This is a genomic window from Thalassotalea sp. Y01, assembly GCF_012932945.1.
Classification (GTDB): Bacteria; Pseudomonadota; Gammaproteobacteria; order Enterobacterales; family Alteromonadaceae; genus Thalassotalea_A.
In genome coordinates, this window is record NZ_JABBXG010000003.1 from 20,252 (window position 1) to 34,358 (window position 14,107).

Genomic DNA, 14,107 nt, shown 5'->3' on the forward strand with positions numbered 1-14,107 from the left:
AACAACAATAAACTGATATGAATTTCTTATTTACATCAATATGTTTGCCTCATTATTGCGAGTATTGCTAGGCATTGTCGTGCTGCTGTTAATGAACTCTTCTGTGGTTAAAGCCGAAGAGGATTTAACCCTGAAAGAAGTTAAAGAGCGTCAAGAGCAGGCAAATGAAGCCATACGCAATGCTCAATCTTTGCCGATAGATAGTCCATTACGCGGCAAAACTCCATTATCCAGTCTGCTCAGTATTGGCGAAGCGTTGCAATCAGGGGATTATAAAAACGCGGCTAAGTACTTTGATTTTCGTTACCTTGATAAGCAATTGTCCGATGAGAGAAAGGCTGAATTGATTCATCGCTTAACCATTGTCTGGTCACAGCACCATTCATTGGATATCTCTTTACTCAGTGATGATGAACAAGGGCATGTTGAAGATGGACTGCCGGCCAATCGCGATTTACTCGGGGTTATTAAAACCAGCAAAGATGACGTGCCGATTTATTTGCAGCGAATTACCACTGACGACGGCCGCTTAATGTGGAAAATATCAGGCAGCAGTGTCGCTAATATTCCAGCTCTATGGCAAGAGTTTGGTTACCATCCTTGGGCCGAGTCTATCTCTCACATATTGCCTGAATTCCAACTACTCGATATGGAGAATTGGCAGTTTGTCAGTTTTGTGATTATTTTGGTGTTATCGTGGTATTTTACCGCATTGATACGGCAGATTTTACTTAAGTTGGTGGAGTTCTCAGATACCTATCGCCGCACTATGCGACGCTTTATTAGTATTCCATTACGACTATTCTTGTTTTTTATATTGATTCAATGGCTTAGTGGTCATTTAGGGTTGTCGATAAATGCCCGGGTATGGATTGATACCGGCACCTTGAACTATCTCGCGGCGATTTTTTTAAGCATGGGTATCATCGAGTTTTGTTTCGCGCTCTACAGTTCTCGGGCAGAAAACGACGATCAAAATGCTATTGCCATCATTAAACCTATGGTCACTACGCTAAAAATATTCGTGGTGATGGTGTACTTATTGAACTGGTTTGACGATGCCGGATTCAATATTACCACCATCATTACCGGCCTCGGCATAGGCAGTTTAGCCGTTGCCCTTGCGGCACAAAAATCACTGGAAAATATCTTTGGTGCATTTACCTTGTATATTGCTCGACCTGTCAAACCCGGTGATATGTGTAAGTTTGGCAATACGCAGGGGCGGGTTGAAGAAATCGGCTTACGATCAACGAAAATGCGCAAACTTAATCGCGCGGTGGTGCACGTGCCGAACTCGGTGATTGCCTCAATGGATTTAGAAAATATCGGTGAAATCGATCATCGATATTACAATAAGCGCTTTCGCGTTAGGTTAAATACGCCCAGACAAACCTTGCAGACATTGGTTGAGCAAATGCGCGATTTAGTAGTCAACCATCCTAATGTGGTTGATTTGGAAACCTATGTTCGTTTTGAACATGTTGATGTTGATGCCTTTGTCATTGTGGTTAATGCCTATGTCACTACTTCAAATCGTGTGGTCTATAAGCAATATGAGGAAGATCTTAACTTCAAAATTCTTGAATTGATTGACCGTTTAGGTGTTGAACTTGCTCTTCCAGAACAACACCTTGCCTTGAAAAACATCAAGTAATATCAGCACAAACTCTATAACATGACACCGACAATAAACAGCACCCAATAGGCAAAGTAGGCAATTTGTACTTTGGTGGTTTGCGCACTGGCGATGTCTGGCTCTGGCAAATGCTCAACGGTGGCGATAGTAGCGACGATAGATGGTAAGGCTAGAATACAGATACCCGCCAAATAAGGAATACTTAACCAATAAATTGTCGCTGCCGTTGCCAATGACGTGGTGATGACCACCAGCTTTTGCCACTTAAGGTTAGTTGCTAACGATTGTGGTAATTGCCCTGCTTCAATCAATTGGTGTTGTTCAATGATAAATAAAGCCTGTTTACTTAACGAAATAAGCAGTGCCAATAGCGCTGCACATGCGGCAGCGGCAACACTGTAGTCGCTGATGTGCGCGGTATGTAAATAAAACGCAATGACGCAGGGAAGAAAGCCGTTTGCCAATGCCCAAAAGCTCATGTGAACTTTTTTGTATTGGTAAAGTTGCGCCTTGCTAAACAGTGTCTTCATGCGCACAGTAATAGCAAACGGGATCAGCAAAGACAATGACAACAATATTGACGGCATGGCAAAACCGACACTAACGCTTAGTAGCAGAATAAATCCAATCGCAAATAACATCGCCATAGCGTAGCTAAGCCGTAATAAGGCAACACGGTCGCCTTGTTGCTGCGTCGCATTGGCATGGTTAACGTACGCCGCTTGATAATTTCCGGCTAGATTGAGCGCGGTTTGAGCAATGATGACTAACACAATACAGCTGGCGAATAAGCTGCCATCAACGGGCCATTGTAAGGCCGATAAACCGGTACCTAGAATAATGCTGGCCATAGGAATAAATAGGCTACGAGGCTGAAAGGCGCCGCTGATAAATTTTAAATAAATGCTCATAAATGCTCTTGATTGCCGACGTTATTATGTTTGCTGCGCGGAGAGTAGCCAGCGATGCAGCACATCATATCTTACTCCCTGTTCACTGGAAACCGACTGGTATAAACAAAAGTCGAAGAATGACAGCGACAGGTTAAGCGTCTTGATGATCTTATCATCGACATCAGGCAAATGTGCGGTGTTTCGACATAAGGTCAGGTGCGGTACATATTGGCGCTCGATGATATCAAAACCAAGCTGACGACAGCCCTGTTGTAACTGTTCGGCAAGTTGGTAAATTGGCGTATCACTGTGCTGACAGCCAAGAAATAACACCTTAGGTTTTGGCCAGCATTGCAAAGTGTTTAGCGTCATATGTATTGGCGGGCTATCAATGTTATTCGCCAGCGCTATCAAACTTGGCAATTGCGATGGGGTAACCTGACCAATAAACGCCAGCGTCACATGGTAATTGGCAGACTGCACCGGTCGGCCAAGGCTGGCGATGTGTTGTTGTCGCCATTGCTCAATTTGCTGTTTTTTATCTTGGCTTGGAGATAGTGCAAAAAATAATCGCATAGTTTGTGTTATTCGTGGTTGATGCCTTTAACAGTAAGATAGCGCTGTTAATATGTGTTATAACAGTGATTATGTAACTACCTTAGTCAATTATTGCCTGATGTGCACAAAAGCCTTGGACAGTTATCCTGTCACCAATATTAAAACAGAGCTGCTCAATACCTTAACATCGACCAATACCATCATCTTATCTGCGCCACCAGGTGCCGGTAAATCCACGGTGTTGCCGTTATGGTTACTGCCATTGCCGCAATTTGCCGACAAAAAAATCATTATGCTGCAGCCTCGACGTCTGGCAACACGTTCGGTGGCACAGCGTTTGGCGCAGATGCTTAATGAGCCTCTGGGTAAAACCGTTGGATATCAGATGCGTGGTGACAGCAAAGTCAGCAAAGAAACGCGCCTTTTGGTTGTTACCGAAGGTATTTTGACACGCATGATACTCGATGATAATGAGCTTGCCGATGTTGGCCTGATAATTTTTGATGAATTTCATGAACGCTCGATTCACGCCGATCTTGGCTTAGCGTTGGCGCGTGATGTGCAGCTTGGCTTGCGAGATGATCTGAATTTGTTATTGATGTCGGCGACTATCGATAATCTCTACCTGCAGCAATGCTTGCCCGATGCCAAGTATTTAACCAGTGCGGGCAAAAGCTATGCCGTTGAAATGCACTATCAGCCGGTTGTTGGCAACAAACGATTACTCGATCATCTGGCTAAAGTCATTGTCGAACAATGCCAGACAAATGTTGGTTCCAGCCTAGTATTTTTGCCAGGCAGTGGTGAAATTAACACCTTAGCCGAATTGCTCACCGACAGACTGCCGACACCATATCAACTGCATTGTCTGTTTGGCGACATGTCGTTAGCAGAGCAGCGCCAAGCTATAGCACCAAGTCCGACAGGGATGCACAAAGTGGTGTTGGCAACCAATATTGCTGAGACTTCTATAACAATTGATGGCGTAACCCTGGTAATCGATGCCGGATTGGAAAAGGTCGCCAGCTATGACGTGCAAACCTTATCGAATCGACTGAACTTACAGCAAATTAGTAAGGCTTCTGCGGTTCAGCGCAGTGGTCGAGCTGGTCGAGTTGCGCCTGGGCGTTGTATTCGCGTTTATTCTAAAGAAAACTTTGAACGACGTATGGAACACAGCGCCAGCCAAATTAGCCAGAGTGATTTACTGCCGCTAACACTGGATGTTGCCCGATGGGGCGTTCATGAGTTTAAGCAGCTACATTTTGTCGAGTTACCGCCAGAAAGTAGCGAAAAGCAATGTTGGCAATTATTGCAGGAGTTGCAAATCGTCGACCAACAACGACGCTTAACATCTCATGGTCAAAATGTGGCAAAACTAGCCACCCACCCAAGGTATGGCCATATGTTGTTATCGGCACCAACAATAGACGGTAACGATGGCCAATTGCTGTCATTAGCGTGTATATTAGCGTCGCTATTGGAGGAGCGTGATATTGTCTCTAGAAATGCCGCCAACAGTGATATTCGCAATCGCCTATATATGTTGTTGTCTGTCGAACAACGTCATAAATCCGCTATCAATAAACGGATATTGCAATCGGCACAACGACTGTATCAAGCACTAAGGCGCATCCTCGGTGAGCATCTAATTGCAGATAAAATGTGTTTGCAAGAAGCTCAACTGCCGGTTGATAAAACCGGTCTGTTGTTAGCGTTTGCTTATCCAGAAAGGATCAGTAAAGCGCGCAATCAAGACACAAAATATTTAACCGCGAATGGCAAAGGGCTTGAACTTGACCCCGTTGATAGCTTAACAGGTCAGCCATTTTTACTGGTTGCTCGGGTGTTTAATCGTCAGCAACGCTTACAGGTTGAGTTGGCGGCACCTTTGCAGCTAGATGATATCATGCGCTATTTTCCGCACCTGCAGCAAAAACAACAGACCACGTATTATGATCAGAAAAAGCAACGCATCATCAGTGAATCACAGCATAGGTTGGGTCAAATACTGTTGTCGAGTACCCAGCTTAACGATAAAGCCAAGGCTGTTGATTACGCCGAGGTTTGGCTTGAACATATTGGTCGCAATGGCTTGTCGGTACTGCGTTTTGATGACAAATGCCAAAGTTTACTGAATCGCTTGCGCTGGCTACATACGCACTTTCCGGACTCTGGTTATCCTGATGTGTCAGAAGCGGCATTATTAGCTCAATTGAACCAATGGCTAGCCCCTTACATTGATAACATAACCTCAGTTAAAGCGCTCCAAGGTCTTAATTTTCATGATATTTTATTAAATACTCTAGATTATCCGCAACAACAGGCGTTATCGCTATGGGTACCGAAATATTATATTAGTCCGTTAGGGCGAAAATTTGCCTATCAATATAGTGAGTTTTTAGAGCCTAAGGTTGCCTTGCCAATGCAGCAAGTGTATGGTTTAGATAGTTCACCTAAGGTGGCCAATGGGCGGGTAAATGTGGTGCTTGAATTATTATCACCCGCCGGCAGACCGATACAGATTACCAAAGATTTAGGCAGATTTTGGCAAGGCAGTTATGGCCAAGTTCAAAAAGACATGAAAGCCAATTACCCCAAACACTATTGGCCAGATGATCCGGCCAATGCAAAGCCAACAAACAAAACCAAGAAACATATAGGCAATGGCAAGTAGAAAAATAAAAAAGAAAGAACGCCCGGGATTTACCAAAGGAAAGGTGAAAACCGGTGACAGTGGTGATAAATACATCAGTCAGTATTTGTTATCCACAGCATTCAAATTATCCCTTATTTTTATTGCTGCATTCTCGCTATACAGTATTTATCTTGATGGCAAGGTAAGGCAGACTTTTGAAGGTCAGCGTTGGCAATTGCCGGCGCAAGTATATGGTCGAGTCTTGCACTTAAACAAAGATAGCCTACTCAATCTAAGTCAATTAAAAACAGAATTGGATTACATCGGTTATAAGTCGGTCGCTATGGTTCGTGAACCTGGCCAATATAACCTCAGCAAAAACAGCATCACCATATATCGTCGCCCGTTTGATTTTGGTTACGGTATTGAAAACCCCAGTCGCATTCGCATCCAAACCCGCGAAGGTTCAGTATTTCGCTTGTTTATCGATAATGAACAAGTGCATCAAGTCAAGCTTGAACCCGTGTTAATTGATCGCATTACCTCTTCAGATGGTGAAGATCGTGTGGTGCTTAGCATGGAGCAAATCCCTGAAGCGTTAATTGATGTCTTGCTTTTGGTCGAAGATAGAGACTTTTATCAGCATCACGGTATCTCGCCAACCGGTATTATGCGTGCGTTTTGGAAAAACCTATTGGCTGGCGAGACGGTTCAAGGGGGCAGTACGCTCACTCAGCAACTCGCGAAAAACATGTACTTAAGCCGAGATAAAACGCTATGGCGTAAAGTTAACGAAGCTATAATGTCGGTTATCCTTGAGCTAAGATACTCCAAAGATCAGTTGCTCGAAGCATACATTAATGAAGTGTATCTCGGTCAGCATTTTGCCAACGGCGTGCATGGTTTTGGCTTAGCCTCAGAGTTTTATTTTGGTAAAGATATTCAAAACCTTGACCAAGCCCAATTGGCATTGCTGGTCGGTTTAGTAAAAGGCCCGTCTTATTTTGACCCATGGCGTCGTCCGGAACGTGCGCTTGAACGACGTGATTTGGTGTTGGACTTGATGTTCAAGCATCACTTTTTTGATAGTCAGACCTACGAGAAATTGTTGATGGCGCCACTGGAGATTCGATCTGAACGACGCATGGCCAAACAATCCTTCCCTGGCTATATGCAATTGGTGCGTCGCGAACTCAAAGACATGGGCGCCGCCAGTGCCATGCAATCCGGCATACGGGTATTTACCGGCTTTGATTTGGTTAAGCAACTAAATGCTGAGCAGGCGTTAATTGCCCATCTCAATTCGCTCGCTACCCAGCAAAAAGATAAAAATTTAGAAGCGGCTATGGTCATCAGTGATGTTCGAACCGGTGCTGTCGAAGCGGTTGTTGCCGGTAAAGATGTCAAATTTTCAGGCTTTAATCGCGCCTTAGATGCACAACGTCCTATTGGTTCTTTGATTAAGCCGGCGGTTTATTTAACCGCCTTACAGCGTTTTGACCAGTACAATTTTGCCACACCACTTGATGATCAACCGATCACCATGAAAGGCGGTCGTGGTAAATCATGGCAGCCGAAGAATTATGATGGTAAATTTCGCGGAAAAGTCGCGTTAATTGACGCCTTGGTCAGCTCTCTTAATGTACCTACGGTCAATCTAGGTCAACAATTAGGGGTAGACAACGTCTCGCATACGCTATGGGCATTAGGCTATCAAGGCGATATAGAGCAAGTGCCAAGTTTATTCTTAGGGGCGATAGATATGTCGCCGTTAGAAGTAAACCAGTGGTATAACACCATTGCCAATGGCGGTCTTTATAACCAGTCTTCAGCCATAAACCAAGTGCTCTCTGGTGACGGAGAAGAGCTGTGGAGTCGGTTTGATACTATCGATGTAAGAATACCGCAACAAGCTGCGTATTTACTTGATTTTGCACTAAATAGGGTTACCCAAGAAGGTACCGCTAGATCGCTGTCTTGGCGTTTACCACATCAGCAACTGGCGGGTAAAACCGGTACCAGTAATGATGGTCGTGATGCTTGGTTTGTCGGCTATGACCAACAGTCTGTGGTGACTACTTGGATTGGCCGTGATGACAATGCACAAACAAAATTAACCGGCAGTTCCGGTGCACTACCTTTGTTCGCGAGTTACATGAAGCGTCAGGGGATTTCCGATCGTTATGACTTTATGCCAGATGGTGTTGAGATGGCCACATTTGAATTGGCAACCGGTAATGCCGTGCTAGGAGATTGTGCCAATGTCGCCGATTATCCTGCCATCAGTGATGGTGTGCAATACACCTCAAAATGTCTGGAAAAACGCAAGCAACCACCAAGCTGGTTAGAGCGTCTATTTGGTAGTGACTCGGATTAAAATTAGTCATTATTGTGATATAAAAACGCCCGCATAAAACGGGCGTTTTTTATTGCATGTTACGCCGTTGTTATAGTTTGGCGAAACAGCGCTCTGCAGCAGCTATTGTATCGGCAATATCTTGTGCGGTATGAGCGGCAGATAAAAAGCCAGCTTCAAATGCAGAAGGCGCTAAATACACGCCTTCGTCTAGCATCAAGTGGAAAAACTTATTGAACTTGTCATTATCGCATTTCATTACTTGAGCAAAGGTATCGACCTGTGACTGGTCAGTGAAGAAAATACCAAACATAGCACCGACATAATTAATGCTAAGTGCGACGCCATGCTTATCGGCGGCGGCTTTAAAACCTTCTGCCAGTTGTTTGGTCATTGCCGTTAAATCAGCATGATAATCTTTACTGCTTAATTCCGATAATGCCGCAAGACCAGCTGCCATGGCGATTGGGTTACCTGACAAGGTACCTGCTTGATAAACCGGGCCGACTGGTGCGATATAGTCCATGATTTCAGCTTTACCGCCAAAAGCACCTACTGGCATACCACCACCAATGACTTTACCTAATGTGGTCAAATCAGGTTCGATATCGTAATGCGCTTGTGCACCACCTAAGGCGACTCGAAAACCTGTCATCACTTCATCAAAAATCAATACCGATTTATGTTGATCACAAATGCGGCGCAGGCCTTCAAGAAACCCTGCAACCGGTGGAATACAATTCATGTTACCGGCCACTGGCTCGACAATGATACAGGCGATATCGTCACCATAACTGGCGAACGCTTGCTCCACTGAATCGAGGTCATTGAAGTTTACCGTTAGCGTGTGTTGCGCCAAATCTGCAGGAATACCTGGTGAATTTGGTACACCTAAGGTAAGCGCGCCTGAGCCAGCTTTAACCAACAATGAGTCAGCGTGGCCATGGTAGCAACCTTCAAACTTAAGAATCTTGTCACGTCCGGTAAAGCCGCGTGCTAAACGAATCGCACTCATGGTCGCTTCGGTACCTGAACTGACCATGCGCAGCTTTTGCATGCTGGGCACAAGTTCACGTACTTTTTCAGCCATGTCAATTTCAAGCTCGGTTGGTGCACCAAAGCTCAGGCCATTTTGCGCCGTTTCAACTACCGCTTGTAAAATTTTAGGGTGATTATGGCCAAGGATCATCGGACCCCAAGAACCAACGTAATCAATGTATTTGTTGCCATCAGCGTCGAAGGTGTAGGCACCATCGGCTTTTTCGATAAAGCGAGGGCTACCACCAACACCTTTAAAGGCACGAACAGGTGAATTAACACCACCTGGGATGGTTTGTTGGGCTTTATTAAATAATTGTTCTGAGTGAGACATATGGGGTCCTGTATTAATTACCTTTACTGCTAAACCAAGTCACTTCGCGTTCATATTGGCTTAGCTTATCTTCAACGCCTAACGCAAGTGCAAACAGGGCCATGCGTACAAGTACGCCATTTTGTGCCTGGCGGAAGATGGCTAAATTGTTATTGTCATTCAAGTCGACATCGAGTTCGTTCGCCTCTGGGCGCGAGTCTCGTGGCAATGGGTGCATAATGACGGTGTTGTCTTTACAGTGCTGCTCGTAAACAGACTTATTGAGACTAAAGTGACCTCGATACATGTCGGCTTCGCCTTTGCTGGCAAAACGCTCTTCTTGAATTCGAGTTTGATATAATACATCGCTTTGTAAATTGCCGACCATAGAGTCGGTAATGGTCACCTTATGCCCAGCATTATCAAGTGCACTAACCACGTGGTCCGGCATTTGCAGCTCTTTTGGTGATACCAATGTTAGGTGGATGTTGTTATACAAACTCAATAGTTTTGACAGTGAATGCACGGTGCGACCATGCTTAAGGTCGCCCATTAAGACGATATTCAAGTCGTCAATGTTCTTATTAAAGCGGTTCATTTCCGCTTCAATGGTGAACAAATCAAGTAATGCTTGGGTAGGGTGTTCATTCGCGCCGTCGCCGCCATTAATGACGGGTACCGTGCTGCCTTCGGCAAATTCAGCCACCGAGTGCATCGCTGGGTGGCGCATAGCGACGATGTCAGCGTAACCGCTGATTACTCGCGCGGTATCAAATAATGACTCACCTTTGGTCAGCGATGAACTTTCCTGACCGACGGTTTCATGGACAAAGCCACCAAGCAATTGAAAAGCGGTACCAAAGGAAACGCGGGTTCGAGTGCTTGGTTCAAAAAATAGATTATTTAAAATCGCTCCTTCCAATACATTACAGCGCTTTTGACGGCTGGCGTATGGAATCATGCGTTTAGCGACGTCAAGAATTCTGGCGACAGATTCGCGGTCAAATTGGGATACCGATAATATGTGGCTGCCCTGAAACTTCATCATTGATTAACTACCTGATTAATAATGTTTTTTATTGCTGTACTAGAGCCATATGAAAGTTGCTTACTGAAACTTGCATAAATATGGCTAAATTTTGCGCGCAACAATAGCATAAAACCACGGTTTTGTTAATAAAGGATGCGCTAGTATAACACCGGTTTAACTACGGCAAGGATAATAGCGGCAAACAATACAAACACTGGTATTTCATTAAAAATGCGATAAAAACGACCACGGCGAGTATTGCGATCATGCTTAAAATCAGCAAGCAATTTAAAACAATATATGTGGTAGCCAGTAAGCAAAATGACCAATAACAATTTAATATGCAGCCAACTGCTCACCAAGATCCAAGTGGTGCCGTAATAATGCATCATCCATAAACCAAAAACCCAAGTGAGAATGGCGAATGGTGTGACAAAAAACAACAATCGACGTTCCATGGTTTTCAATTGTTCATGAACTAATTTTTGATTTGATTCCGCGTGATAAACAAACAGTCGCGGTAAATAAAAAATGCCAGCAAACCAGGCAACCATAAAGGCTATATGCAAAGCCTTTACCCACAAAATTGACATCTAAATCGCTCCCTTAGTTAATATCGCGCGAATTTTTTCAAATGCTAACACACCGACAATATTATCTTTTGATTTATGATAAATGTATACCGCGCCTTCACGTTTCTCGTATAAGGCATAATAAGCTTCAGACAAGGTTGCTTGTGAATCGATGGCAGGCATTGGTGTTGTTTTAACGGCGCTGCTTTCTTCTTCTAATGGATGCAAGTTTATATCGATATGCACCAAGCTGAAATCGGTGTCATCCTGATCATTACGTATAATCAAACGACCAGAATCCATGGCGGTTAATTCCGCCTTGACCGTGGCAGGGTCATTAGTATCTATCACTTTAAAGCCTTCATCCATATGTGAGAGTACACCGTGCTTTTGCAGTATGCCTTCAACAGGGCTGACTTGATATGGTAATTGCTGAAACTCAAGTTGTTGCAAAAATATCGAGCGATTTTTCCAAAACTGACTCGATGTAAGGTAAGCGCTGGTGATCACTACCATTGCCGGTAATATCAATTGCAATTGGTTCGACAATTCAACAATGGTTAACAACGCCGCCAAAGGCGCACTTAATGAAGCCGCCAACATACCGGCCATGCCAAGCAATGCATAATCACCGGCATAATTAGCGCCGGTAAATATAAAGCCAATGAAAAATGCCATGAGCGCACCCGCGACAGCTCCGATGGCTAATGTTGGGCCGATGATGCCGCCAGGAATACCAAAACCAAGCACGACGATGGTGGCGACAAATTTGGCGACAAATACCGCAATAATGAGCCATACATGGGTTCGATCATCGAGTAACGCGCCAATTGCACTTAAACTTGCGCCCATACTATGTGGTACTAGCAAGCCTATGATGCCCATCAAAAATGCAGCGATTAATAGACGCTGCGCCATATGGATGTGGCTAGTGCGTCTTAAGACAAAAATAAGCGAGCTGTTAAAGGCTTTGGCCAAAGTGCCTAAAATCATGCCGAAGATGATCAATATAGGATAATGCCAAAAATCGATGGCAATATAAGCGAAAAATTCAAACTCATGATAGGGACCAAAAAATGCGTGGGTCATTAATGAACCGATAATGGAGGCAAGAATAACGGGGATGAATATATGCAACTTATATTCCCTTAATATCACCTCCATTACGAAAATAACCGCGGCTAAAGGGGTGTTAAAGCTGGCTGAAATACCCGCGGCAATGCCACAAGCGCATAAAATGCGCACGGAATTTAATGGTAACGCCAGTTTATTGCCTAAAAATGAACTGGCAGCAGCACCAATATGTACCGCAGGGCCTTCTCTACCAACGGAATAGCCACCGGCTAGGGCAGCGATACCGCCAAAAAATTGGGTTAAGGTATTTTTAAACGGAATATAGCCATAAGCGCTTTTCAACCGGTATAAAACAAAGGGAATACCCATACGTGCATACTTAAAACGGCTGATGATGGCAATCAAAAGAATAAAAGATACTGCAATTAATGGGGTTATAAATCGGTAAAATTCTGGTAAAGTGGTGTAGTCATCCACACTTTGTAAATACAATAATTGGATAGACTCAACGCAATAGCGAAACAAAATAATAAAAACAGACGCTAAGGTTGCACCCAAAACACCCAGCAAACATAATTGCCAGGATGGTTCGGGTTTTGCCAATTTTTTTCTTAATGACACCAGCGACATAAATAACCTTTTAGCGTTTTTGTTTTCGGTTACAGTTACAGATTAAATATATAATACGTTAAAAATGAACTGGTTAAAATCAATAACATTTTCCGACCTTCATCAAAAGATTGGTGCATTTCGTCTACTTATCATAATTGCCGCGAGCATTTTGCTGGTTGCTGTACTCTCTTATAAAGTTGGGCACGCTTATAAAAATCATCAGGACCGCGTCATCACAGAGCAAAAACAACGTCTTGATAAACTCTACGAGATGAATGAGCTGGCTCGTACGCAAATTAATACTCTGCAAGTTGAGTTGGAAATTGAGCGCCTTGCCAATCACAAAGCTCAACAAACGTTACGCAGTGTTGAAGATGACCATTTCTCGTTAAAGAAAGAGTTGGCTTTCTATGAAAAAATCATGGCGCCAGAAAAAACCGCTAATGGTGTAATCATAGATGAAGTTGAGGTAATGCCAACTGCAAGTGCCAATCATTACCGTTTTCGCGTCGTTTTAGTGCAACAACAGCAGAGCAAACGCTACGCCAAAGGACATATTGAAGTAAGCTTTGATGGCAGTCTGCAAAGCCGACCGGCAAGCATCAACATAAGTAATGTCTCAGCTTTGGATAAAAAAGCGCTGTCATTCAGCTTCCAATACTTTCAGGTGATTGAAGGCGAATTTACTCTGCCAGAAAACTTCATTCCGGAGAAAATTGATGTCTCAGCGGTACTGCCGTCTGGCAAGTGGCAAAAGTACCATCGACTCGATGAAAGCTACGCTTGGCCAAGTAATACTTGATCTAAACGCTCAGGTTTAAGATAATTCGCCTTAGAAACAAACAAGGTGGCTGGGTTTTGCTGTCTACAGTTGCATCAAAGGCCTTGTTTGAATGTGTTGAATTCATTTTTGAGTGTTAAGAAGTCGTTATGTCAGATAACCAGATTCCAATCCAGTTCAGCGATGCCGCTGCCAACAAAGTTAAGTTTTTGATCAGTGAAGAAGAGAACGCTGAACTTAAACTGCGCGTGTATGTTACCGGGGGTGGTTGTTCTGGTTTTCAGTACGGCTTTACTTTCGACGAGAAAGTTAATGAAGGCGATATGACCATTGAGAAAAATGGCGTCACCATGGTCGTTGATCCAATGAGCTTACAATATTTAGTCGGTGGTATTGTCGATTATGTTGAAGGCTTAGAAGGCGCTCGCTTTTTGGTGAATAATCCAAATGCTGAAACCACATGTGGTTGTGGTGCGTCGTTTTCTATTTAGACCGTGAATGGCAATAGCCAATAAATTTAAAGTCTATCTCGTTGAAAAGCAGCAATTAATTGCTGCTTTTTTGCATTTAATTGCTGCTTAATCGAGCAATTTCGTTTTATAC

The 14,107-nt window shown here is 43.8% G+C and carries 11 protein-coding genes; 5 read left to right on the plus strand and 6 right to left on the minus strand.

Annotated features, from left to right (window positions below):
• The first annotated feature begins 40 nt into the window (after nt 1-40).
• Nucleotides 41-1,657: a mechanosensitive ion channel domain-containing protein gene (locus HII16_RS04965; RefSeq protein ID WP_169128038.1), complete on the plus strand. Its 1,617-nt coding sequence runs from the start codon at nt 41-43 to the stop codon at nt 1,655-1,657.
• 14 nt (nt 1,658-1,671) lie between these two features.
• Here HII16_RS04965 and HII16_RS04970 read toward each other — a convergent pair whose 3' ends face one another.
• Both HII16_RS04970 and thpR read right to left on the minus strand, forming a co-directional pair.
• Nucleotides 1,672-2,550 (minus strand): hypothetical protein, encoded by an 879-nt coding sequence (locus tag HII16_RS04970; RefSeq protein ID WP_169128040.1) that lies wholly within the window; start codon nt 2,548-2,550, stop codon nt 1,672-1,674.
• Between the two features lie 24 nt (nt 2,551-2,574).
• Nucleotides 2,575-3,108, minus strand: a complete 534-nt coding sequence (gene thpR, locus HII16_RS04975; protein ID WP_169128050.1) for an RNA 2',3'-cyclic phosphodiesterase — start codon at nt 3,106-3,108, stop codon at nt 2,575-2,577.
• Between the two features lie 115 nt (nt 3,109-3,223).
• Here thpR and hrpB point away from each other — a divergent pair, with 115 nt between their 5' ends.
• Entirely contained in the window at nt 3,224-5,767 is a 2,544-nt protein-coding gene (gene hrpB, locus HII16_RS04980; RefSeq protein WP_169128052.1) for an ATP-dependent helicase HrpB, read from the plus strand.
• Nucleotides 5,757-8,105: a penicillin-binding protein 1B gene (gene mrcB / locus HII16_RS04985; protein ID WP_169128054.1), complete on the plus strand. Its 2,349-nt coding sequence runs from the start codon at nt 5,757-5,759 to the stop codon at nt 8,103-8,105. Before hrpB ends, mrcB begins: the two co-directional genes overlap by 11 nt.
• Nucleotides 8,106-8,175: 70 nt before the next feature.
• Here the strand turns inward: mrcB and hemL are convergent, their stop codons facing one another.
• From hemL to HII16_RS05005, 4 genes are all read right to left on the minus strand, one after another.
• Nucleotides 8,176-9,456 (minus strand): glutamate-1-semialdehyde 2,1-aminomutase, encoded by a 1,281-nt coding sequence (gene hemL / locus HII16_RS04990; RefSeq protein WP_169128056.1) that lies wholly within the window; start codon nt 9,454-9,456, stop codon nt 8,176-8,178.
• A gap of 13 nt (nt 9,457-9,469) precedes the next feature.
• Nucleotides 9,470-10,483, minus strand: a complete 1,014-nt coding sequence (locus HII16_RS04995) for an aspartate carbamoyltransferase (RefSeq protein ID WP_211183405.1) — start codon at nt 10,481-10,483, stop codon at nt 9,470-9,472.
• A 140-nt stretch (nt 10,484-10,623) separates the two neighbouring features.
• On the minus strand, nt 10,624-11,058 hold the full coding sequence (locus tag HII16_RS05000; protein WP_169128058.1) for a CopD family protein: 435 nt from the start codon (nt 11,056-11,058) through the stop codon (nt 10,624-10,626).
• Nucleotides 11,059-12,714, minus strand: coding sequence for a chloride channel protein (locus HII16_RS05005; RefSeq protein ID WP_169128060.1), 1,656 nt, complete (start codon nt 12,712-12,714; stop codon nt 11,059-11,061).
• A 91-nt stretch (nt 12,715-12,805) separates the two neighbouring features.
• Between HII16_RS05005 and HII16_RS05010 the strand changes: the two genes are divergently transcribed.
• Nucleotides 12,806-13,525: a DUF6776 family protein gene (locus tag HII16_RS05010; RefSeq protein ID WP_169128062.1), complete on the plus strand. Its 720-nt coding sequence runs from the start codon at nt 12,806-12,808 to the stop codon at nt 13,523-13,525.
• A 128-nt stretch (nt 13,526-13,653) separates the two neighbouring features.
• Complete coding sequence (gene erpA / locus HII16_RS05015) at nt 13,654-13,995, plus strand: iron-sulfur cluster insertion protein ErpA (protein WP_169128064.1); 342 nt, start codon at nt 13,654-13,656, stop codon at nt 13,993-13,995.
• Nucleotides 13,996-14,107: the final 112 nt, after the last annotated feature.

Excerpts from the sequence above, each read along its gene's own strand:
- HII16_RS04965 (WP_169128038.1), top strand. The coding sequence starts at position 41 with ATGTTTGCCTCATTATTGCGAGTATTGCTAGGCATTGTCGTGCTGCTG.
- HII16_RS04970 (WP_169128040.1), bottom strand. The coding sequence starts at position 2,550 with ATGAGCATTTATTTAAAATTTATCAGCGGCGCCTTTCAGCCTCGTAGC.
- thpR (WP_169128050.1), bottom strand. The coding sequence starts at position 3,108 with ATGCGATTATTTTTTGCACTATCTCCAAGCCAAGATAAAAAACAGCAA.
- mrcB (WP_169128054.1), top strand. The coding sequence starts at position 5,757 with ATGGCAAGTAGAAAAATAAAAAAGAAAGAACGCCCGGGATTTACCAAA.
- hemL (WP_169128056.1), bottom strand. The coding sequence starts at position 9,456 with ATGTCTCACTCAGAACAATTATTTAATAAAGCCCAACAAACCATCCCA.
- HII16_RS04995 (WP_211183405.1), bottom strand. The coding sequence starts at position 10,483 with ATGATGAAGTTTCAGGGCAGCCACATATTATCGGTATCCCAATTTGAC.
- HII16_RS05000 (WP_169128058.1), bottom strand. The coding sequence starts at position 11,058 with ATGTCAATTTTGTGGGTAAAGGCTTTGCATATAGCCTTTATGGTTGCC.
- HII16_RS05010 (WP_169128062.1), top strand. The coding sequence starts at position 12,806 with ATGAACTGGTTAAAATCAATAACATTTTCCGACCTTCATCAAAAGATT.
- erpA (WP_169128064.1), top strand. The coding sequence starts at position 13,654 with ATGTCAGATAACCAGATTCCAATCCAGTTCAGCGATGCCGCTGCCAAC.